Source organism: Paenibacillus sp. S02, from assembly GCF_019454065.1.
In the GTDB taxonomy this organism is placed as follows: domain Bacteria; phylum Bacillota; class Bacilli; order Paenibacillales; family Paenibacillaceae; genus Paenibacillus; species Paenibacillus polymyxa_B.
Genome location: NZ_CP073682.1, coordinates 3,478,693 through 3,501,248, shown reverse-complemented (window position 1 = coordinate 3,501,248; position 22,556 = coordinate 3,478,693). Strand labels below are relative to the sequence as shown.

Genomic DNA, 22,556 nt, shown 5'->3' with positions numbered 1-22,556 from the left:
ATGATTCGTGCAATTGTAACAGATCCGTTTGCTTCAGGATATTTCGCGATAAAGGAAGTTGTCGCCCCACAGGCCCAGCCTTGGGAAGCGATTGTTCAAGTACAGGCCTTCTCTCTTAATCGGGGTGAAGTTGTAGATGCAAGGAATAATGGAAGACAGATCAGACCAGGCTGGGATTTTGCTGGGATCGTCATCGAGCAGGCCAAAGATGGCACGGGTCCGAAACAAGGAAGCCGTGTGGTAGGCCTTCTCCCAATGGGAGCATGGGCCGAGCAAGTTGCTGCCCCTACTTCATTACTGGCTGAATTTCCCGATGATATTACTTTCGCCCAGGCTGCTACTTTACCGGTAGCTGGTCTGTCAGCGCTCTATACGCTTAGAAAAGGAGGAATGCTGCTCGGTAAGCGAATATTGATAACTGGCTCGACTGGCGGAGTTGGGATTTTTGCACACCAGCTAGCAGCGCAATCAGGAGCTTTTACAGTAGGTGTAGCCAGAACAAAGGGAAAAGCTCTACTTGTTCAAGAGGCTGGTGCTAATGAGGTTATCGTTGGAGATACGGCGATTTCATCGGTTGATACATTTGGACCTTATCATCTAATTTTGGATTCAGTAGGTGGTGATACGCTAGCTGCATTACTACCTCAGCTTGTGCCAGAAGGGATTTGTGTATCCATGGGACATTCGTCCTCACCTTACGCAACGATTAATATCAGGGGCTTAGGTGGTAGAACCTTATATAGCTTCTTTCTAGGAGAGGAGATAAATCGCTATTCGCCAGCGGAAGATCTGAAATTACTAGGTGAGCTTGTTTCAAAAGGCCAGTTAGTACCAAGGATCGAAGTGGAGGCATCGTGGAAGGAAGTTGGAACTATTGCCCAACAACTGATAGATCGGAAGTTTTCCGGTAAAGCAGTGCTCCAAATAAGTTAGATGGGAGCGTCCTCATATTGAAAATGACAAGGAGATTGTATCTCCAGGCTAGTCTCCGCTCATGATGTTCACATTTTAAGCATAAGCAAAAATCGACCCTGTGGCGTACCCTGTCAAGTAGAGAACTAAAAAGACACCTCTATGCAGCAACCGTTCCCCGTTATTCAATCGGGGGCGGTTGTTTAATTTTTTTGTAGTATTGTCGTATTTTGTCATATGTAGTCGGAATTTTTTCTATATTTCATAAAACCTATTTACATACTTGGTTTAACGCGATATATTAAGTATCAAATTTGAATCATTTTGTGGATTGAACGAGGGGGAAATGAAATCATGAATATCCAAAAAGAGCTCCAAAGAAACAAAAAGCTAGGGCTGGGGGCTATCATGCTACTGGTGCTGGTTCTGCTGGTCACTGCATGTGGCGTGCCGAAAACAGAGAGCGGCACTCAAGGGACAAGCACTGCAGGATCGAATACAACAAACGGAAAAACGGACAATTTAAATCTAAAGGGTAAACGGGTTGCGTTGATCATGGAGTTTAACACGGGCACATTTTCGCAACAGTATGTTCAAGGTGTGGAAGAGGAAGTTAAGAAATTCGGCGGTACGCTGACTAAGTTTGTGGCAGATAACGATAAGGCAAAAATGGCTTCTCTGCTTGATAGTGCGATTAACCAGCAGTTTGATGTCATTTTGACTGATCATGGTGATGCATTGCTGGAGACAGGGCTGAAAAAAGCAATTTCCCGCAATATTCCGGTTATCGTGTTCGATGCTGCCGTCAATGTTCCGGGTGCGGTAGTGCTCTCACAGGATGACCAAAGTATGGCTGAGCTGACGCTGGAGCAAATGAAAAAGGATATCGGTGGCAAAGGCAACATTGTGAAAGTATGGGTTGCCGGATTTGCACCGATGGAACGTCGTCAGGTTGCTTATGGTGCATTTTTGAAATCCAATCCGGATATTAAAGAAATTGCGACTTTTGGTTCGGCTCAGAATCCTGCGTTGGATACGCAAGCCAAAATGGAAGCTGTATTAAAGCAATATCCTAAGGGCGAAATTACAGCCGTTTGGGCGGCGTGGGATGAGTTTGCCAAAGGCGCAGCCCGTGCAATCCAACAAGCGGGACGTACGGAAATTAAAGTCTACGGCATTGACATGAGCGACGAGGACTTGCAAATGATCCAGGACCCGAAAAATCCTTGGGTGGCCTCGGCAGCCGTAGATCCAACAGATATCGGGCGCGTACAAGTGCGCTATGCATATCAGAAGTTGCATGGGGATAATCCGGAGGAGAAAGTCGTACTGAAGGCTGTATATGTGCAACGCGAAGCGCTGCCAGATAAGCAAATTTCCACATCCGAGCTGTCCCAATATGTGAAGGGATGGGGCCAAAGCGAGCAGGGTTATAAGGATTGGATGAAGGAATATGAAACGTCCAAATAAAATGTTTGCATAACGCAAAGGCGCGCTTCGGCGCGCTTTTATCATAAGCAGGCGTGAGGGGGCACCATGAGTTCACAAGTATATACATTGGAAATGAAAAAAATCAGCAAACAGTTTGCTGGTGTAGATGCGCTGCGAGCTGTGGATTTTACGGTGCAGGGTGGCGAAATTCACGCTCTGCTGGGCGCCAACGGGGCAGGGAAAAGCACATTGATGAAGATTTTGTCCGGTGCGTATCTTTCCGATCAGGGAGCTATCGTAGTTGGTGGCAAGGAACTGAACATTAGTTCACCGTGGGAGGCCAAAAGAGCGGGAATTCACTGTGTGTATCAGGAGGTCGATTCAGCACTTGTACCTCAGTTAACTGTCGCTGAAAATATTGTAATGGACGATTTGTCTGCACCTGATGGTCGATGGTGGGCTGCACCGGGTTCTATGCGCAGACGAGCGCGTGAGGCATTAGCACGTCTGGAGGTAGATATTGACGTACGACGATATGTGTCTGAATTGACGTTGGCAGAAAAACAGCTTGTGCTTATCGCACGCATTCTGACACAGCAAGCAAATACCATCATTTTTGATGAGCCTACGGCGCCGCTCAGCGAGGAAGAAACGCGACGTTTGTTCCGCACAATCCATACACTCAAGGATGAGGGAGTTGCATGTATCCTCATCACACACCGATTGCCGGAGGTTATCGAACACAGTGACCATGTTACGGTGATGCGTGATGGTGAGCGCGTGTTCACGGGGCCTGCCTCTGATTTAAGTGTAGGCGACATCGTTACGCATATGCTTGGGAAAACATTTGAAGAGGAGTTCCCCAAAACAGAGGTGCCGATTGGTGAAACGGTATTGGAAGCAAAAGGGCTTCACAAAGGATTACGAGTGCACGGCGTTGATTTACAAGTCCGATGTGGTGAAATTCTCTCTATTGTGGGTTTGGTTGGTGCAGGCAAGACAGAGCTGTCACGACTTCTTACAGGAGCAGACAAGCCGGATAAGGGAGAGCTGACCTTTAAAGGTCGCTCCATTCGATTGAGAGAGCCAGCGGACGCGGTAGCTCAAGGAATTGTGTCCATACCCGAGGAGCGACGTAAGCAGGGGGTGTTGATTGAGGAGAGTGTGGAAAGAAACCTCAGCCTTCCGCTTTTGGGCAAGCTGAGTGTCCTTGGTTTCATTAGTCGGCATAAAGAACGAAATAACGGTAATGGGATTGTCGCCTCTCTCGGTATTAAGACGCCATCGCTCCGCCAGAATGTTAAATATTTAAGTGGTGGGAATCAGCAAAAAGTTGCGATTGGAAAATGGTTACATTCTGGAGCGGATGTATTTGTTTTTGACGAGCCAACCAAAGGTGTAGATATAGGGGCAAAAAGTGATATTTTCCGTATCATTGGCGAGTTGGCGGAGCAAGGAAAAGCGATCATTTATCTAACCTGTGAATTTGCTGAAGGGATTGGCATTGGTGATCGGATTGCAGTGATGTATGATGGCAAAATTATAAAGGAATTTGCGCGGGGCGAAGTGGAACAGGAACAGCTTCTGTTGTATGCCAGCGGCGGTGAAGAGGTGCATTCATGAAGGAAAAATGGTTAAACGTCTCATTTCGTTACGGTGCCGTAGTTGTCATTATAGGTGTGTTGGCGTTTTTTTCATCTACATTACCTTATTTCTGGACGTATGATAATTTAATGGACATTCTTGGCTCAATTGCCATTGTGACTTTCGTTGCCATTGGTGTGACGTTGTCACTTATTGTGGACGGTTTTGACCTGTCGGTGGGAGCTACAGTATCTTTGACAACGGTCGTTTCAGCTTCTTTGATGGTCTGGTATGAGCAGCCTGTTGCGGTGGTCATTATTGTGTCTCTGGTTGTCGGTGCTTTGGTAGGACTGTTGAATTCATTATTGATCATTAAACTGCGTATTCCTGATTTGCTCGCAACCCTTGCAATCATGTATATTGTAAGCGGGATTCACAAAACGTACGCCCAGGGCTATACCATATACAATCATATGCAGTTTCCCGATGGCAGCAAGGCGCCCGGGGAGATATCTCCTGCATTTCTTTTGCTGGGGCAAGGTAAATGGTTGGGTATCCCGATTTCAGTTATTTTACTGTTGCTGGCTGTGGCAGCGGTGCATGTTTTCTTGACCTATACAAAGCATGGGCGTCAAATGTATGTAACGGGTGGAAATGAGGAAGCTGCTCGTCTGTCGGGCATACGGGTAAAAAAAGTCCGTACTCTGGCCTATGTTGCTTCAGGCGTATTTGCGGCGATTGCCGGTATTTTGTATGCCTCGCGAGTAGGCTCAGGCCAAATTGACGCGGGTTCCCCCTTGCTCATGGAGGCGGTAGCTGCAGTATTCGTCGGTTTTTCGGTCTTTGGTGCTGGTAAACCCAATGTCATTGGTACATTTATTGGTGCGGTGTTGATCGGTGTGTTGGTTAATGGACTAACGATGATGAATGTGCAATATTTTGCCCATGATATTGTCAAAGGAGTAGTGCTGGTACTTGCGCTGGCCGTTACTTTTTACGTGTTAAACCGTCGTCGTACTTGAAATTGTCTGTGGACTGTATTACTATAAACCTTGTTCCACGCAAGAAGGGTGCCATAAAACGCCAGTTTCGGCCTATATTGCGGAGGTTAGGTATATTCTATGTATATTTAACGACGAAACGGAAACAGATGATAACATTATGGAAGGCAGTACGCCGCCCGGGTTATTTTATACAGGCGACCTCATATCGGTCATTAACACCGATAACCTTAATGCTGGACTACACTTGAATTGGGAGGTGAATATTATGAATAAAACGGATTTGATCAATCAGGTTTCTGAAAGCACTGAATTGTCCAAAAAGGACGTAACCAAAGCAATCGATGCAGTATTTGAGGCGATCTCTGGAGCGCTGCAAAGCGGAGATAAGGTGCAACTGGTAGGTTTCGGGAACTTTGAGGTTCGTGAACGTTCCGCACGTAAAGGACGTAACCCGCAAACAGGAGAAGAAATCGAAATCCCTGCGAGCAAAATTCCGGCATTTAAACCGGGTAAAGCGCTCAAAGACGGAATTAAATAAGATTTCTTACATATTCCCAATGCGCTGAAAAGACCGTGAATTTGATTCACGGCCTTTTCTTTTTGTCCTGTTTACTTCGTGGTAGAGGTGCTATGGACTGAAGAAGAGGAAGCTGTTCTGCCGTTTCGCGAGGCATAAGCGATCAGCACTAGGGGTTCACCTGTTAGCTCGGCAAATTCATGCTCCAGCTGTTGAAGTCGTTCGATTTGGGCAGGACTGAGATTGGCGGGAAGATAGTTTTTCATCAGATCCGTTCCTTTCCTTAATGGATGGGACTGCACGGATAGTATGGCTCGGGACACGCTAATTGTTGCAGGTAGCGAAGGAAGCATGTAGTTGACAAAACAAGCTTGAATCTCCATCATAAAAAGTATAGCTTCGGCTCTCAGGGAGGAAAAGGACATGGAAGATAACGTGACGGGTAGCAGTGAGTACGTCGTAATTAAAGCGAAAAGCAACGGATGTCAGGTTTTTGGTCTGACCAGAGGTCAGGATACACGCTTGCATCATTCAGAAAAATTGGACAAGGGCGAGGTGCTGATCGTCCAATTTACGGATCATACTTCTGCTATTAAAATTCGCGGCAAAGCCGTTGTGATGACTAAGCACGGGGTAGTAGATACGGAGGATTAAAATGCAGGCATAGCCTGCTTTTTTTTGTTGTAGAATGAGAGTGAGGACCTTTACCGTAGCAAACCCACATTATGAGGTAGAGGTCAGGGGAGGCTCTGATGAAACCTTGGATTGTATTCGGTGGCTCCATTCTCATAACCATCGCAGCAGCTGTGTTGCTGCCGTCCTTACAGGTGCTGGACTCAGGAACCGCAGCAGTTCGCGAGACACAGGCGACGATTTCGCCTCAGCAACGGGTGCTGCTGTCGGATGACAATCTGGTGGATACGCTGAACGAGCTACCGTTGACCACACCGATTGCAAGCGCAAGCTGGGAACATTCAGTCCTGACCCTGGATGTCAAGCTGTCCAAGGAAGAAACTGCCCCACTAGAGATTTATCAAAACATGGCGGAGCTTGCCGCCTTTAGCTTTTACGGAACGACGAATGTACGGCAATTGCTGCTTCGGGTGGTGACACAGGACGAATGGTCAGGAGAACGTCATTTGCTGCTTGCATCCGATATACGCCGGAACGAGTGGACGAACGAGGCATTGGAACAGCTGAGAAGCCGGGAAGGCGCGGAATTGCCAGAGGATTTGAAATCCCGTTTCCGCATTACAGTAACGCCCATGTGGCAAAACAGGTTTAACGGTGTATATACAGATTAGATGTTTCTGCCGGTGGACCTACAGTACTTTAGTCGCGAATCATTTTAAATTGTGATATAATATAAGGCATTGCAATTATTTGAGTATAGCAGAAAGTCATGTCTCGGAGGCTTAGGATGAAACCGTATCGCGTACCCCAATTAGCAAGGAAATATGTGGAATACGACATGATTCAACAACATACGGAAATGCCGGCTTTTCCTGACAGCCGTACCCGTTTGATGTTTGTGTTTTTGAACCGGAATGCGCAGGAGCTGCATGCCAGTGAGGACGAACTGTACGCATTGGTAACCTCACTTGTGCAGATGGGGCTGGATACGCATGATATGATTGATACTTTATCCGGTATACGGAGCCCGGAGGAGATGCGTTCCAGACAGCTGAAAGTGTTAGCTGGGGACTATTTTAGCAGTCGTTTTTATCAGCTGCTTGCACTGGCAGGCCGCATCACGGCCATTTCGAAGCTGAGTGATGCTGTATGTGAAGTGAACGCAGGGAAAATGAGTCTGTACTGGGGGATGAAGCAATTCCGATTGGATGCAACTCAGTATTTAACTCAGATGGTTCGTTTCAAAAAGGAGCTTTTTTTATCATTCACTTCACTTGTAGCAGAACAGGATCAGGAAATTTGGAAGCAGCTTCTCAACAAATTTGCCCTCTGTGATACCTTGGTGGAGGAATGGGGCAAGCGGACAGAACCGGACAAGTCCCGTTTCGGATATATGTTCTGGCATATTTATGGTAACGGGGATCGGAACGAGCAGGCATTGCTTTCAGAGAGCGGTACTGACACTGAAGCATGGCGTAAGCTTGTTGTGAAATACAAAGCCGAGGATGCGATACTGGACAAGCTTCGCACGGCTGTTACACACATCCGGCAGATCCTGTCAGATGATCAAAATACGGGGATCGAGGAATTTGAACGCATGCTTGAGCCTTTCCTGAAGCTGCTAAATAGTCCGCACCCAGTTGTGAGGGAAGGTTAGGTGAACGTGATGGGATCAAGCGACACCAAGCCGAAAGAGCAATTCGTTCATGGCGTGTTTGAAAGCATAGCAGGTAAATACGATTTGATGAACGATATACTGAGCTTTCGCAGACATAAGGCTTGGCGGAAATTTACGATGAAAAAAATGAACATGCATCGCGGCGATACGGCAATTGATCTTTGCTGTGGTACATGTGACTGGACGCTTGCGATGGCGCGAGCAAGTGAAAGTGGTTACATCGTAGGACTCGATTTTAGTCAGAACATGCTCAATGTTGGCGAGCGTAAGATTACATCAGAATCCCGTGAAAAGCAAATTAAGCTTGTTCAGGGCAACGCGATGGAACTACCTTTTGAAGATAATTCATTTGATTATGCGACGATTGGTTTCGGTCTGCGCAACGTGCCTGATCTGCGCCATGTGTTACAGGAGATGCAACGAGTCGTCAAACCTGGCGGGCAGGTCGTATGTCTGGAATTGTCCAAGCCTACTTGGCAGCCGTTCAAGGGAATTTACTACACATATTTTCAACACATCTTGCCCATGCTCGGCAAATTGTTCGCCAAACGTTATGAGCAGTATAAATGGCTCCCTGATTCGTTGGCGCTTTTTCCAGGAAGGGATGAGTTAGCTGGCATCTTCCGTGAAGTCGGATTGAAGGATGTTCAGGCTCATTCTCTCACCGGAGGCATTGCGGCATTGCACATTGGAATCAAGGAGAGTCAGCATGTTTAAGAAAATTGCTATTTTTTTGGAAATGATTAAAATTGAACATACGTTATTTGCGCTCCCATTTGCATTCATGGGGGCTGTATTGGGGTCTGTTATCGTGACAGGCAACCTTCCCTCCTGGCCGCAGATCGGCTGGATCCTGCTAGCTATGGTTGGCGCACGTAGCGCGGCTTTTGGCTTCAATCGTATGATTGACCGGGTGATTGACGGGAAAAATCCACGCACAGCAGGACGCGCTATCCCGGCGGGGTTGCTCAAATCGAGCGAAGTGGTGATTTTCATTATCGTCAGTTTGGTGTTGTTATTCTGGGCATCATTCAAGTTAAGTCCGCTGGCGTTCAAGCTGTTCCCGCTGGCCTTTTTTATGCTCGTTTTTTATTCTTACACCAAGCGTTTCACTTGGCTTTGCCATATTGTACTTGGTCTGACCATTGGTTTGGCGCCACTCGGCGCGTGGGTTGCAGTAACGGGACAAATAGATTTGACCGCTATCGTACTATATCTCACGATTGCCTTTTGGACGGCGGGATTTGATGTAATTTATGCTTGTCAGGATATAGATTTTGACCAAAACGAAGGAGTTTATTCTATTCCTGCCCGTTTTGGTGTAGCAGGTGCGTTGAACATCGCTCGGGCATTCCACGTCATTACGGCAATCGGATTTATTGTACTGTTCTTTATTGCAGATTTAAGCTGGTGGTATCTGGCGGGCATGATTATTTCGTACATTATTTTATTTTATGAACACTATATCGTATCTCCAAAAGATTTGAGTCGTTTGCAGACGGCATTCTTTACTATGAACGGTGTACTTAGCACTGTCGTGTTTGCTTTTACACTGATTGATTTGGTGGTGCGTTAATACTAATGAATAATCAGGTGAGCGGACATCAAGGCAAACGAATCGTTATTGGCATTACAGGCGCGAGCGGAAGCATTTATGGTGTGCGACTGGTAGAGACTCTGCTGGACTTGCAATACACAGTTCACCTGATCGTTTCCAATGCTGGCTGGCGGGTTTTGAAAGAGGAGTTGGGCTGGAATGTGACTGACCGGGAAGGGGCTTTGAATGAACAATTCGGAGGCCGTCCCGGTTCTCTTGTATACCATCCGTTCACAGATATTGGAGCTTCGATTGCGAGCGGCTCTTATTTGGTGGATGCGATGATTATTATGCCATGCTCGATGGGGACGTTGTCAGCAGTAGCACACGGTTCATCCGATAACCTCATGGCGAGGGCAGCGGACGTGATGATGAAGGAAGGTCGTCCGCTGATCCTTGTGCCTCGTGAAACGCCTCTACATGCCATTCATTTGGAAAACATGCTTAAGCTTGCGAGACTCGGCGTCAAAATGATTCCGGCTATGCCGGCTTTTTACTTTCATCCGAAGACGCTGGATGATATTGTGCTGTTCCTCGTAGGCAAAGTATTGGACAGCTTGCGTATAGAACATCAACTGTTTACGAGATGGGGGGATTCCGATGCCGACGCCGGACACCAAGACAATCACAATCGGAAAAATTAAATATACAAACGCTTGGCCTATTTTTCATTATTTTAATCCTTCTGAGCTTCTCCATTCGGCGGAGATGGTTTCTAAAGTTCCGGCTGAATTGAATCGAGGTATGCTGAATGGGAGTTTGGATATCAGTGCGATGTCCTCATTTGCGTATGCATCGGGTGCTGAGGAAATGCTATTGTTGCCGGATTTATCCGTCAGTGCAGATGGTCCTGTGCAATCCATTTTACTATTTTCACGCAAGCCGCTGGCCGAAATCAAAAACGGAACCATTGCACTAACGAATACGTCTGCTACATCCGTGAATTTGTTGAAAATTTTGATGCAAAAGGCATGGGAAGGTCAGCCTTCCTATTTTGACTGTGAACCGGATCTTGACTTGATGCTGGAACAGGCAGATGCAGGGCTACTGATTGGAGATCACGCGATTAAGGCATCTTGGCGAAGCGAAGGTCTGTATGTTACGGACCTCGGAGAAGAGTGGAAGCGCTGGACGGGCTATAGTATGACTTTTGCTGTATGGGCAGTACGACGTGCTGTTGCTGCTCAAAATCCCGCGGCGGTGGCTGAAATTGCAAGTGCGTTCCGCGCAAGCAAGCAGCGTAGTCTGTCGGACCTGACGCCTGTTATTTCTGAAGCATGCGAGGAAATTGGAGGTCTGAGAGATTATTGGGAGCGCTACTTTACTAATCTGTGTTATGATTTTGGAGAGAAGCAACAACAAGGTTTAGAGCTTTATTTTCAGTATGCGCATGAACTGGGGCTGCTTGACCGACGAGTAAAGCCGCTTCTCTGGAGTGACAATACGCTGACACGGGTGAAAGAATGAAACGATTGGATTTGTTCGGTTTATTAAAGAAGGATATGAACTTTATAGAAGAAGAGTTGTATCGCAGTATCGACAGTACGGAGCCGTTGATTAATGATACGTCGCTTCATCTGCTTAAAGCAGGGGGCAAGCGTTTGCGTCCCGTATTTGTATTGCTGGGAGGCAAGTTTGGAGAATATGATCTGGACAAGCTTAAGCGTATAGCGGTACCTCTGGAACTGATTCATTCTGCCTCTCTCGTTCACGACGATGTGATTGACGATGCGGAAATGAGACGTGGTCAACCCACCGTGAAATCCAAATGGGACAATCGGGTGGCTATGTACACCGGAGACTACATATATGCACGTGCGCTGTCTATTGCTGCTGGACTGCCGAATCCCGACATTCACCGGGTACTGTCTAAAGCGCTGGTGCAGATGTCGATTGGTGAAATGGAACAAATTCGTGATTTTTTTAATGTGGATCAGAGTGTGCGTAATTATTTACTTCGCATACGGCGCAAAACGGCATTGTTGATTGCGGTTAGTTGCCAGCTGGGAGCTATGGCTGCAGGGGCACGAGAAAGTGTCAATTCCCTGCTGTACAGCTACGGCTATAACGTAGGTATGGCTTTTCAAATTCAGGATGATCTGCTTGACCTGTGTGGCACGGAAAAAAAGATTGGCAAGCCGCCGGGCAGCGATATGAGACAGGGGAATATTACGCTTCCGGTGATTTATGCGCTTGAACAGCCTGAGTTGCGTGCCGATCTACTGGCTGAAATCCGCCGCATTCAGGATGGAGATGGGCAAGGAGACGCACGCAAAGCGGTGGATATGATCAAAAAAAGTGAAGGAATCGCTAAAGCTGAAATTCTCGCCGACCGATATATTAATAAAGCGCTAAACGCGCTGGACTTACTACCAGATGTCAAAACAAAAAAGACGCTACGCGATATTGCTCATTTTGTAACACGCCGCTCCTACTAAAGTTGTGTTTTGGGTTTGCTGTGACAAAATGCTTTAACCAGTTCCAAGCTTTCTGTTACAATACAGTTTAGTACTGTATAAATACATTAGATTGGATTGGGAGTGAGCCGATGGATCGTACTTTTTTGATGGTTAAACCGGATGGTGTACAACGTGGATTGATTGGACGTATCATCAGTCGACTGGAAGACAAGGGCTTCAAAATGACGGCTGGTAAGCTTGTGCAAGTAACTAGAGAACAAGCAGAACGGCATTATGCGGAGCATGTGGGCAAGCCTTTTTTTGAAGAGCTTGTAAGTTTTATCACATCAGGCCCTGTGTTTGCTATGGTATGGGAAGGGGATAACATTGTTACGCTTTCCCGCTTGTTGATTGGTAAAACACAAGTAACTGAAGCTCTTCCGGGCACAATTCGTGGAGACTTTGCAGCACATACACCGTTTAACCTCATTCATGGTTCAGATTCACCGGAGAGCGCAGAGCGCGAGATTGCAAATTTTTTCATGCCGGAAGAATCCGTTCGGTATGAAAAAAGTGTGGCGACCTGGATGTAAGTTAAATTACGTATGAAGAAGGATGGTAGCATGACGGATATGGAACTGGGTCAGACGGACCCCGATTACACAGCGTTTATCCGCAAAATCAAGGACAGCACAGGTATTGATCTTGCACAATACAAAGAAGCACAGATGAAAAGGCGGTTAACTACGCTTCGCAACAAAAACGGGTTTCCCAGTTTTGTTTCTTTTTATGATGCCATGATGAAGGAAAAACCTCTATTCTATGAATTTCTGGATCGGATGACGATCAATGTTTCGGAATTTTGGCGAAATCCCAATCGGTGGGAAGTACTACGGGATACAATCTTGCCACAACTGCTTGTGGGGAAGCAGAAGCTTAAGCTGTGGAGTGCGGCCTGCTCGACTGGTGAAGAGCCTTATAGCCTGGCTATGGTTCTCGACGGTAAAGGGATTTTAGGAAATTGTTCCATTACAGCTTCCGACATTGATGACGGTGCATTGGCAAAAGCCAAGGAAGGCAAATATTTGGAGCGTTCGCTCAAGGATGTACCTGAGCTGGTGGCTAGCAAATATTTTAAGCCGGATGGTGCGATGTATCGAATTGATGACCGTTTGAAACAAGCCGTGAAATTTCAAAAGCAAAACTTGCTGCTGGATCGGTTTGAGGATGGCTATGATCTCATTATCTGTCGAAATGTAATGATTTATTTTACAGAAGAGGCCAAACATACGTTGTACCAAAAGTTTGCAGCCAGTCTTCGTCCCGGCGGTGTGTTATTTGTCGGTAGTACAGAGCAAATCTTTTCTCCTAACCAATATGGTCTAGAATCGACGGAAACCTTTTTTTATCGCAAAAAAGCATAAGCCTGCATATATCATCCAAAGTTTTGTAGGAACTTATTTATATCCTTGAGTAATTGATGGTTGGCTTATCAGCAAAGCACGTCCTTTAGCCCCTTTGGCTAAGAGGCGTGTTTTTGTTTATCTGCATACACGTGGCTTTTCTTGTCAAAGAAAGGTGCGTATACTATAATGAAGCACAGTTAAAGATTTTAGCGATGCACAGTTTAACAGTTTAAAGGGGGAACGCGTCATGAGTTTACGTTATTTAACCGCGGGGGAAACGCATGGTCCCCAGCTAACTGCCATTGTAGAGGGTATGCCGAGCAATTTAAAATTGGATTTTGAGGAATTGAATTTTCAGCTGCATCGTCGTCAGAAAGGGTATGGACGGGGTCGGCGTATGCAGATTGAAAAAGATACGGCGAAGATTGCCGGAGGCGTACGTCACGGCTATACCACAGGTGCACCGATTGCGCTGGTTGTGGAAAATAACGATTGGAAGCACTGGCAGAACATTATGAATATTGAGCCTATTGAAGGCAGTGATGAAGAAAAGCGTCGGGTTCACCGGCCACGTCCGGGTCATGCGGATTTGAATGGCGGAATGAAATACAACTTGAAGGACCTTCGTAACGTGCTGGAACGCTCCAGTGCACGTGAAACAGCAATTCGTGTGGCATGCGGCGGTTTGGCCCGTCAATTGCTGGCTGAGTTCGGAATCAAGGTGGCAGGTCAGGTCATCCGTATTGGGGAAATCGAAGCTCCTTACCGTGATTTGCCGATTGATGAGCTGATTGCCGTGACAGAAGCCTCCTCGGTGAGAGTAACCGATCCAGAAACCGAAAAGAAAATGGAAGCATACATTGATCTGATCAAGCAAGAAGGTGATTCAGTCGGTGGGGTAGTGGAATGTATTGTAGAAGGTGTTCCGATTGGTCTGGGCAGTCATGTACAGTATGATCGGAAACTGGATGCACGTATCGCACAAGGCGTCATGTCGATTAATGCATTTAAAGGCGTGGAAATTGGCATCGGCTTTGAAGCAGGGGAATTGCGCGGTTCACAGGTGCATGACGAGATTCTATATGATGAGGAACGTGGATATCACCGTCGTACCAATCGTTTGGGTGGTTTTGAGGGTGGTATGACGAATGGAATGCCAGTTGTGGTTCGTGGCGTAATGAAGCCGATTCCTACACTCTACAAGCCGTTGCAAAGCGTCGACATTGATACAAAGGAAGCGTTCACCGCACAGGTTGAGCGTTCGGATGCATGTGCAGTGCCAGCGGCAAGCGTAGTCATGGAGCATGTCGTAGCTTGGGAGATTGCGAAAGCTTTGCTAGAAAAATTCGGTGGGGATTCGATTGAAGAGATTCGCGCGAATATTGCATCCTACGAAGAACAACTGGGGCGGTACTAAGATGAGTACGCTGACGGTACAGCTTGGCGAACGTTCTTATCCTATTCATATCGGGCGAGGGCTGCTACATCAAGCCGGAGAGTTGTTGAAGGAACGAGGAATTGCGCAAAAAAGCCCGTTGTTGATTGTTTCTGACGAAAATGTAGCGGGATTCTACTTGGCAACATTGGAGAGCAATCTTCAGGCATCTGGCTACAAGACAGTGTCCTTTGTCGTTAAGCCAGGTGAAACCTCCAAGTCGCTTGCTGTATTTGAGCAGGTCATAACAGCAGCCATTGAGGGCGGTTTGGATCGCAATTCAGCCGTTATTGCACTTGGTGGTGGTGTGGTGGGTGATTTGGCTGGATTTGTGGCAGCTTCTTATATGAGAGGTGTCAAGTTTGTACAGATCCCCACTACGATCCTTGCCCATGATAGTAGCGTGGGCGGTAAGGTCGGCATCAACCATCCTTTGGCGAAGAATATGATAGGAGCCTTCCATCAACCGGAACTTGTGTTATATGACGTAGATACGTTGTCTACCTTGCCTCCTCGTGAGGTATCTGCGGGGCTTGCTGAAATGATCAAGCATGGTTTGATCTGGGATGCTGATTTCGCCCAGTGGTGCCGTGACCATGCGACTGATTTGCTTGCGCTGGATGCGACAGCTCTGGAGTACGGTCTGGAAAAGGGATGTTCCGTAAAAGCTGAAGTGGTGTCGCGCGATGAACGAGAAAATAATTTACGCGCTATTCTAAACCTAGGTCATACGATTGGTCATGCCATTGAAGCCATTGCGGGATATGGTGAGTTTTTACACGGGGAAGCCATTTCTATTGGTATGGTCGGCTCCGCACTTCTGGGTGTGAAGCTGGGGGCAGATCCTTCTTTGGTAGATGAAACGAAGGATATGTTGTCTTCGCTACGGCTACCGACCTCCCTTCCGTCACATCTCGATACAGATCGGCTGCTGGACGCGATGATGCATGACAAAAAGTTCAAAGAAGGCAGCATTACTTTTGTCGTCCCACGTAGCATCGGGCACGTGGAGGTTGTGAAGGATATTTCCGTCTCTTACATCCGACGAGTTATTGAACAGTTAAAAGAGGGGGCGTAACGATGTACAATCGGGGAATTCGTGGCGCGACGACCGTAGTGAATAATGAAGAAAACGAAATTTTGGAAGCAACATGCCAACTACTGGAGGAAATTGTATCCTACAATGAAATTCAGCCGGAGGATATTAGTAACGTATGGATTACGGTGACTCATGATCTTGATACTGCCTTTCCAGCCAAGGCCATTCGTCAGCTAGATGGCTGGGATATGGTTCCGCTCATGTGTGCATTAGAAATTCCTGTGGCAGGCAGTTTACCCAAGTGCATCCGTTTGATGGTACAGGTGAACACCGATAAATCCCAGCGGGAAATTAAACATGTATATTTGAACGGAGCACAGGCGTTAAGACCGGATCTGGCTTCCCAAGGGAAATAAGTGCCCGTTTTTAAAGTTGATGGTTGCCAAAGTAACATCCCATGAGATATAGTGTGTGTAGCAGAGTTAAGTAGAGTAGAGTTAGCCAGAGACAGAGTTGAGATGAGAAGAGTGCAGCCTTAGCCAATTCCATATGAGATTACAGAGATCGGCGGTAGCGGGTAAGCTTTTGTCTATGAAGAGATATTCTTCTACAGAGAAGCTTATTTGAGGCAACCTGCGCGGTTAGACAAAAGGGATGAGTGTATACTTATCTATTTGCTGTAGTCATTTTACATATGGAGCATTCTTATAATTTCAATAACTGACAGCCTCTACCTTACCGGTAGAGGCTTTTTTATATTCTCTCCTTTGGTTCTGCGCCAATTTGGAAAGGAAGTGATCTCATGTTAACGCCGCATGTGGAGCAAGTGATAACGATGGCGAGTGAATTTAACCTGATTCCTGTGTACAAAAAAGTGCTGGCTGATATGGAGACGCCGATTCGGATTTTCCGTCGGTATGCCGAGCGGGACCGTGCCTTTCTGCTAGAGAGTGTAGAGGGAGGCGAACAGTGGGCGCGACATTCATTCATCGGTACAGACCCGTTCCTAATGGTCTCGGGTAAAAAAGGACGTTTGATATTGGAACAACACGGTAAACGGCAAATATTAAACGACAAGCCGATTGAAGCGCTCAAAGCATTGCTTCGTAAATACCGTAGTCCGAAACTGAAAGAAATGCCTCCATTTACAGGCGGGGCTATCGGATTTTTTGGATATGACTTGCTTCAATACTATGAAAAGCTGCCAGAGCATTCGGTAGATGATTTGAATATGGATGATATTCGTTTTATGTTCTGCGATCAAGTAATTGTCTTTGATCATGTGAAACAGCAAATTTTGCTGGTCGGCAATGTGCATGTAGGCGAAGGGTTCCGCGATGAGGACATTCGTGCTGCTTATGCTGATGTGGAACGCAGGTTGGAGGAAACGGCGCAGTATCTGCGCAAGCAGACCCCGCCCGAGCGATTAGGATCGGCTTCCATTCCTGATGATGTGGAACTAGGTGAGATCCAATCCAATATGACGAAGGAACAATTTATATCAAACGTGGAGCAGGCGAAGGAGTATATCCGCTCCGGTGACATTTTTCAGGTTGTACTATCCCAGCGTTTTCACATTGATACAGAGGCCTCTCCTTTACAGGTATACCGCGTGCTGCGCACGATGAACCCGTCGCCATATATGTATTATTTGAAAATGGATGACGAGATCATCGTAGGCACTTCGCCTGAGGCACTCGTTAAGGTGGAAAACGGCCGGGTAGAAACCCGTCCTATTGCAGGAACGAGACCGCGTGGCGTAACGGAGACAGAAGATGCGGCACTTGCTGAAGAACTGCTAAACGATGAAAAAGAGCGTGCAGAACATCTGATGCTGGTCGATTTGGGAAGAAATGATTTGGGCCGTGTATCACAGTTTGGCACAGTCAAATGCGATACGTTTATGGAGATTGAACGCTATTCCCATGTCATGCACATTGTTTCCAATGTGTCGGGTGAGCTACGTGAGGACAAAGATTTCTTCGATGCCTTCCTGTCTTGTCTGCCAGCTGGCACTGTATCGGGGGCTCCGAAGCTACGGGCCATGGAGATTATTGCTGAGTTGGAGCGGGAAGCACGTGGACCCTATGCAGGGGCGATTGGATATTTGGGCTTCTCGGGCAATATGGACGCTTGCATTACGATTCGCACGATTGTGTTTAAAAAGAACCGGGCCTATGTCCAGGCAGGCGCTGGAATTGTGTGGGACTCGGTTCCGGAAAGCGAGTATCAGGAGACGGTAAACAAAGCAAAGGCATTGCTGAAGGCAATCCGCACGGCAGAAGTGATGTTCCCGGCAACGACACAGCCCTATAACAGCGTCATCAACCAGGATTATTTGTACACTCCGTAACACACAAAAATCTGATTTTGAGGAGGAGACGACAATGGAACGACATGACATGATGCAAGTGGGGTTAAGCAGGATCATTGAGGGACAGCATCTTTCGCGTACGGAGGCCCGTAGCGTAATGGAACAGATTATGAGTGGAAGTGCTACACAGGCGCAAATTGGCGGGCTGCTGACGGCTCTTCGCCTCAAAGGGGAAACGGTAGATGAAATCACTGGTTTTGCCGAGGCTATGCGTAGCTACGCTAGTCCAGTGCAAGCTGAAGAAGGCAGTGGTCGTCTGCTGGACACATGTGGCACTGGAGGTTCGGGTATTCACAAGTTTAATATTTCTACGATATCCGCGATCATCGCAGCTTCGGTGTCTGTACGGGTAGCAAAGCATGGGAATCGTTCTGCAAGTGGCCGTGCCGGGAGCGCTGATGTCCTGGAGGCATTGGGAGTCAACATTCATTTGACGAGTGATCAGGCTAGGTCATGTCTGGACCGAATCGGCATCTGCTTTTTATTCGCACAGCTGTATCATCCGTCTATGAAGCATGCCGCCGCGCCGCGCCGCGAGCTGGGTGTGCGGACGGTATTCAATATGCTTGGTCCTTTGACGAATCCGGCTGGTGCGGATCGGCAGCTGTTGGGCATTTATGACGCCAACAAAACGGAAGTCATTGCCGAGGTATTGAACCAGCTCGGCTCCAAACGGGCCATGGTTGTCAGTAGTCTGGATGGACTAGATGAAATTAGTATTTCAGCTGCGACACGAGTATCCGAGCTGAAGGACGGCAAGGTTCACACGTTCGAGCTTCATCCGTCGGATCTGGGCTTGCAGACGCATTCTCTCGATCAGGTGCTGGGCGGCGACGCACAGGTTAACGCAGATATCATACGACGAATTTTGAACGGAGAGCATGGATCTTATCGGGATGTTGTGTTAGCGAATGCAGGAGCGTGCATTTATGTATCAGGCGCAGTAGCCACCTTGACGGACGGAGTAGCACGAGCGGCAGAAGCCATTGACTCGGGATTGGCACTTTCCAAGCTGGATCAATTAATACAGGCAACGGGGGAATATCAATATGTATCTTGATAAAATTGTGGTGACGAAGCGACAAGAAGTGGAGCAGCTTAAGAAGCATTTTCAAATAAGTGAAGCTGAACGATTAATTGCTGATTTATCTGCGACGAGAGGATTTGAAAATGCGATCGCGAGCGGACGCAACCGTCCGCTCGGACTGATTGCTGAGGTGAAGAAGGCTTCCCCATCCAAAGGGTTAATTCGACCGGATTTCCACCCTGTGGACATTGCACGTGCATATGAGGGAGCAGGAGCGGATTGCATTTCTGTACTGACAGATGTGACGTATTTTCAGGGGAGCCCTGAATATTTACAGCAAATTCGCGATCAGGTGAAGATTCCGCTGCTGCGAAAGGATTTTATCATTGATGAACGGCAAATATATGAAGCTCGTCTGCTGGGAGCGGATGCGGTGCTGTTGATTGCCGCTATCCTTGAACCGCGTGTATTAGGGTCCTTTTTACAGATCGCCAACGACCTCGGGCTGGACACATTGGTAGAGGTGCATGACAGTGAGGAGCTTAAAGCGGTGCTGGAGCTGGGGACAGCAACCTTAATTGGTGTAAATAACCGAAATCTGCGGACATTCGAGACTCGTCTCCAGACGACAGAGGAGCTGATCTCACTAATTCCTAAAGGGGTTACGTTCATCAGTGAGAGCGGAATTGCGGGACCGGAAGATGTAAAGTATCTGCATTCGGTAGGTGCACACGGTATCCTGGTCGGGGAGCATCTGATGCGCAAGGAAGATGTAGGACAGGCTGTAGCCGAATTGATGGACGGGATTAAAGCATGAACAAAACGGGCATAAAAATTTGTGGACTTCAAAGCGTTGAAGTGCTAAAATCTATGGTAAACTTACCGGTCGATTATATAGGTTTTGTGTTTGCCGACAGCAAGCGCCGGATTGACGGCGTACAGGCTGGAGAGCTGCTTCGCGTATTGGATGAATGGACCTCAGGCAGCAGACCGCGCAGCGTGGGTGTATTTGTGAACCCTGGTGATGCACTGTTAAATGAAGTGATGGAGAAAGCACCCTTGGATGTCATACAGCTGCATGGACAGGAGAGTCCGCAGCGCTGTCGGGAGATCAGGGAGCATTTTGGTATACAGGTATTCAAGGCATGGTCTGTGGACAGTCAAGGACAGATAGAACGCTCGGCGGACGAATTGGATGCCTATGTCGGGACAATTGACGCTTTACTGCTGGATACATACGATCCCCTGTATGGTGGCGGCTCCGGAAAAACGTTTGCGTGGGATCGAATTCCTGCCTATCAGGCTTGGACTCATCAACATGGAATTCCTTTGTTTGTAGCCGGCGGGCTGACTGCCGATAATGCGGAAAAGCTAGTTCATGAGTATCATCCCGATGGGCTGGATGTATCCAGCGGTGTAGAGACGAACGGAGTCAAGGACATTGCAAAAATCACAGCATTCGTAGAAAGGGTGAAGCAGGCATGACACAATTACCTGATAACAACGGACGTTTTGGAACATTTGGAGGACGTTTTGTACCGGAAACGTTGATGAACGCACTGATTGAATTGGAGGAATCCTACCGTAAGTACGCGGATGATCCCGAGTTTAAAGCAGAGTTGAACGGGCTCCTAAAGGACTATTCTGGTCGGGAAACGCCGCTTTATCATGCGGAGCGTCTGAGCCAGCATTTGGACGGGGCTAAAATTTACTTGAAGCGCGAAGATTTAAATCATACCGGTGCCCACAAAATCAATAATGCATTAGCTCAGGGTTTGTTGGCGAAGCGTATGGGTAAACAGAAGGTCATTGCTGAGACAGGCGCAGGACAGCATGGTGTCGCGACAGCGACTGTGGCTGCGTTGCTCGGATTGGAATGCAAGGTGTTTATGGGCGAAGAGGATACAGTGCGTCAGCAGCTAAACGTCTTTCGGATGCAGCTTTTGGGTGCAGAGGTCATTCCGGTGACATCGGGTACACGTACACTTAAGGATGCCGGGAATGAAGCTTTGCGTTACTGGGTCAGCCATGTCCATGATACGTTCTATATTTTGGGTTCAGCTGTCGGCCCACATCCGTATCCGATGATGGTGCGGGACTTCCAACGTGTGATTGGTGATGAAACACGTCGCCAGATCCTAGAGAAGGAAGGCAGACTTCCGGATGTCATCGTGGCAGCGATCGGTGGCGGAAGCAATGCCATCGGCATGTTTTATCCTTTTATTGAGGATCAGGGCGTCGCTTTGATTGGCGTGGAGGCCGCTGGAAAAGGTGTCGAAACGGAATTCCATGCAGCTACGATGACCAAGGGAACACAAGGGGTCTTCCAAGGCTCTATGAGTTATCTGCTTCAGGACGAGTACGGACAAGTGCAGCCTGCGCATTCCATCTCGGCTGGACTGGATTATCCAGGTGTTGGACCGGAGCATTCATACCTGAAAGATATTGAGCGGGCCAAGTATGTTCCGATTACAGATCAGGAAGCGTTGGATGCGCTTCAGCTTCTCTGCCGTACCGAAGGAATACTTCCTGCACTAGAGTCGGCACATGCAGTTGCACAGGTCGTCAAGCTGGCACCTACGTTGACGGCAGATGATATTATCGTTATTTGTTTGTCTGGACGCGGGGATAAAGATGTGGACTCCATTATCAAGTATTTGGGAGGAAATCCGTCATGAATTTAATTGATCAGGCGTTTGGTCGCCTTAAAAATGAAGGCAAAACGGCATTAATTCCTTTTCTGACGGTAGGCGACCCGGATGTGGATACTACAATAGAGATCATTCGGCAGTTAGAGTCGGCCGGAGCTGACATATTGGAACTGGGTGTACCCTATTCCGACCCGCTGGCTGACGGTCCTGTAATTCAGCGCGCGTCTGAGCGTGCACTGAAACGGCAAATTTCCATCCGCACGTGCATGGAGACAGCTTCTCTGGCTAGGGCGGCAGGTTCAAGCCTGCCTTTTATTCTGTTCACGTATTATAACCCTGTATTACAGATGGGTATGGATGCTTTCTTCGCAGGCTTGCAGGAGCACGGTATCAGCGGTCTGATTATTCCGGACCTTCCGCTTGAGGAAGCGGAGGAGCTGGGAGGACGGGCAGCAGAGCTGGGTGTGCATCTGATTCCTCTGGTGGCTCCAACTTCTGAACAGCGGATCGAGCGAATTGTCCGTCAGGCCCGAGGATTTGTATACTGTGTATCCTCGCTGGGTGTAACCGGGGAAAGAGCTTCCTTTTTTGAAGGTATAGAGGGCTTTATCGCGCAGGTCAAACGGCATACGGATATTCCGGTAGCGGTCGGCTTCGGGATCTCTACTCAAGAGCAGGTAGCCCGGTTTTCAAACATTTGCGATGGAGTTGTGGTCGGCAGTGCTATTGTACGTCAGGTGGAGGAGGCCATTCCATTGCTGAATGATTCTGCGCGCAGGCAAGAAGGTCTTTTGCAAATTCATAATTTTGTGGCACAATTAAAGCAGTAATGGCTGTCAAAATAGAAAGTAATAAATATGTTCTGATTG

Annotated in this window: 25 protein-coding genes; 24 read left to right on the top strand and 1 reads right to left on the bottom strand. The window is 47.6% G+C overall.

What is annotated here, in order from left to right:
- From KAI36_RS15470 to KAI36_RS15450, 5 genes are all read left to right on the top strand, one after another.
- Complete coding sequence (locus KAI36_RS15470) at positions 1-933, top strand: zinc-binding dehydrogenase (protein ID WP_220025348.1); 933 nt, start codon at positions 1-3, stop codon at positions 931-933.
- A gap of 333 nt (positions 934-1,266) precedes the next feature.
- Complete coding sequence (locus KAI36_RS15465) at positions 1,267-2,382, top strand: sugar ABC transporter substrate-binding protein (protein ID WP_013310735.1); 1,116 nt, start codon at positions 1,267-1,269, stop codon at positions 2,380-2,382.
- Between the two features lie 66 nt (positions 2,383-2,448).
- On the top strand, positions 2,449-3,966 hold the full coding sequence (locus KAI36_RS15460) for a sugar ABC transporter ATP-binding protein (RefSeq protein ID WP_220025347.1): 1,518 nt from the start codon (positions 2,449-2,451) through the stop codon (positions 3,964-3,966).
- Positions 3,963-4,949 (top strand): ABC transporter permease, encoded by a 987-nt coding sequence (locus KAI36_RS15455; RefSeq protein ID WP_013310733.1) that lies wholly within the window; start codon positions 3,963-3,965, stop codon positions 4,947-4,949. The genes KAI36_RS15460 and KAI36_RS15455 overlap by 4 nt, the downstream gene beginning before the upstream one ends.
- A 247-nt stretch (positions 4,950-5,196) precedes the next feature.
- Positions 5,197-5,469: an HU family DNA-binding protein gene (locus tag KAI36_RS15450; RefSeq protein WP_013310732.1), complete on the top strand. Its 273-nt coding sequence runs from the start codon at positions 5,197-5,199 to the stop codon at positions 5,467-5,469.
- Positions 5,470-5,540: 71 nt separating this feature from the next.
- Here KAI36_RS15450 and KAI36_RS15445 read toward each other — a convergent pair whose 3' ends face one another.
- Positions 5,541-5,834: a hypothetical protein gene (locus KAI36_RS15445; protein ID WP_220028221.1), complete on the bottom strand. Its 294-nt coding sequence runs from the start codon at positions 5,832-5,834 to the stop codon at positions 5,541-5,543.
- Between the two features lie 37 nt (positions 5,835-5,871).
- Between KAI36_RS15445 and mtrB the strand changes: the two genes are divergently transcribed.
- The 19 genes from mtrB (at position 5,872) to trpA (ending at position 22,517) form a co-directional block, all read left to right on the top strand.
- Positions 5,872-6,102 carry a trp RNA-binding attenuation protein MtrB gene (gene mtrB, locus KAI36_RS15440; RefSeq protein WP_013310730.1) on the top strand — a complete coding sequence of 77 codons (231 nt, stop codon included), beginning with the start codon at positions 5,872-5,874 and terminating at the stop codon, positions 6,100-6,102.
- Positions 6,103-6,200: 98 nt separating this feature from the next.
- Positions 6,201-6,752: a hypothetical protein gene (locus tag KAI36_RS15435; RefSeq protein WP_023989175.1), complete on the top strand. Its 552-nt coding sequence runs from the start codon at positions 6,201-6,203 to the stop codon at positions 6,750-6,752.
- Between the two features lie 116 nt (positions 6,753-6,868).
- On the top strand, positions 6,869-7,738 hold the full coding sequence (locus tag KAI36_RS15430; protein WP_220025346.1) for a heptaprenyl diphosphate synthase component 1: 870 nt from the start codon (positions 6,869-6,871) through the stop codon (positions 7,736-7,738).
- 9 nt (positions 7,739-7,747) lie between these two features.
- Complete coding sequence (locus KAI36_RS15425) at positions 7,748-8,476, top strand: demethylmenaquinone methyltransferase (protein ID WP_220028140.1); 729 nt, start codon at positions 7,748-7,750, stop codon at positions 8,474-8,476.
- Entirely contained in the window at positions 8,469-9,335 is an 867-nt protein-coding gene (locus KAI36_RS15420) for a UbiA-like polyprenyltransferase (RefSeq protein ID WP_220025345.1), read from the top strand. The genes KAI36_RS15425 and KAI36_RS15420 overlap by 8 nt, the downstream gene beginning before the upstream one ends.
- 5 nt (positions 9,336-9,340) lie before the next feature.
- Positions 9,341-10,000: a UbiX family flavin prenyltransferase gene (locus KAI36_RS15415; protein WP_013310725.1), complete on the top strand. Its 660-nt coding sequence runs from the start codon at positions 9,341-9,343 to the stop codon at positions 9,998-10,000.
- Complete coding sequence (locus tag KAI36_RS15410; protein WP_220025344.1) at positions 9,957-10,823, top strand: menaquinone biosynthetic enzyme MqnA/MqnD family protein; 867 nt, start codon at positions 9,957-9,959, stop codon at positions 10,821-10,823. Before KAI36_RS15415 ends, KAI36_RS15410 begins: the two co-directional genes overlap by 44 nt.
- Positions 10,820-11,794 (top strand): polyprenyl synthetase family protein, encoded by a 975-nt coding sequence (locus KAI36_RS15405; RefSeq protein WP_013310723.1) that lies wholly within the window; start codon positions 10,820-10,822, stop codon positions 11,792-11,794. The genes KAI36_RS15410 and KAI36_RS15405 overlap by 4 nt, the downstream gene beginning before the upstream one ends.
- 110 nt (positions 11,795-11,904) lie before the next feature.
- Positions 11,905-12,348: a nucleoside-diphosphate kinase gene (gene ndk, locus KAI36_RS15400; protein ID WP_220025343.1), complete on the top strand. Its 444-nt coding sequence runs from the start codon at positions 11,905-11,907 to the stop codon at positions 12,346-12,348.
- A gap of 30 nt (positions 12,349-12,378) precedes the next feature.
- Positions 12,379-13,179: a CheR family methyltransferase gene (locus KAI36_RS15395; RefSeq protein WP_276572469.1), complete on the top strand. Its 801-nt coding sequence runs from the start codon at positions 12,379-12,381 to the stop codon at positions 13,177-13,179.
- 229 nt (positions 13,180-13,408) lie between these two features.
- Positions 13,409-14,578 carry a chorismate synthase gene (aroC, locus tag KAI36_RS15390; RefSeq protein WP_013310720.1) on the top strand — a complete coding sequence of 390 codons (1,170 nt, stop codon included), beginning with the start codon at positions 13,409-13,411 and terminating at the stop codon, positions 14,576-14,578.
- Position 14,579: 1 nt separating this feature from the next.
- Positions 14,580-15,674, top strand: a complete 1,095-nt coding sequence (aroB, locus tag KAI36_RS15385; RefSeq protein ID WP_220025342.1) for a 3-dehydroquinate synthase — start codon at positions 14,580-14,582, stop codon at positions 15,672-15,674.
- Between the two features lie 2 nt (positions 15,675-15,676).
- Positions 15,677-16,051 (top strand): chorismate mutase, encoded by a 375-nt coding sequence (aroH, locus tag KAI36_RS15380; RefSeq protein WP_013310718.1) that lies wholly within the window; start codon positions 15,677-15,679, stop codon positions 16,049-16,051.
- A gap of 386 nt (positions 16,052-16,437) precedes the next feature.
- Positions 16,438-17,988, top strand: a complete 1,551-nt coding sequence (gene trpE / locus KAI36_RS15375) for an anthranilate synthase component I (protein WP_071641382.1) — start codon at positions 16,438-16,440, stop codon at positions 17,986-17,988.
- Positions 17,989-18,022: 34 nt separating this feature from the next.
- Positions 18,023-19,069 (top strand): anthranilate phosphoribosyltransferase, encoded by a 1,047-nt coding sequence (gene trpD, locus KAI36_RS15370; protein WP_220025341.1) that lies wholly within the window; start codon positions 18,023-18,025, stop codon positions 19,067-19,069.
- Positions 19,059-19,853, top strand: coding sequence for an indole-3-glycerol phosphate synthase TrpC (gene trpC / locus KAI36_RS15365; protein ID WP_220025340.1), 795 nt, complete (start codon positions 19,059-19,061; stop codon positions 19,851-19,853). The genes trpD and trpC overlap by 11 nt, the downstream gene beginning before the upstream one ends.
- Positions 19,850-20,521 carry a phosphoribosylanthranilate isomerase gene (locus KAI36_RS15360; protein ID WP_220025339.1) on the top strand — a complete coding sequence of 224 codons (672 nt, stop codon included), beginning with the start codon at positions 19,850-19,852 and terminating at the stop codon, positions 20,519-20,521. Before trpC ends, KAI36_RS15360 begins: the two co-directional genes overlap by 4 nt.
- Positions 20,518-21,714, top strand: a complete 1,197-nt coding sequence (trpB, locus tag KAI36_RS15355) for a tryptophan synthase subunit beta (RefSeq protein WP_071641375.1) — start codon at positions 20,518-20,520, stop codon at positions 21,712-21,714. The genes KAI36_RS15360 and trpB overlap by 4 nt, the downstream gene beginning before the upstream one ends.
- Positions 21,711-22,517 (top strand): tryptophan synthase subunit alpha, encoded by an 807-nt coding sequence (gene trpA / locus KAI36_RS15350; protein ID WP_220025338.1) that lies wholly within the window; start codon positions 21,711-21,713, stop codon positions 22,515-22,517. Before trpB ends, trpA begins: the two co-directional genes overlap by 4 nt.
- Positions 22,518-22,556: the final 39 nt, after the last annotated feature.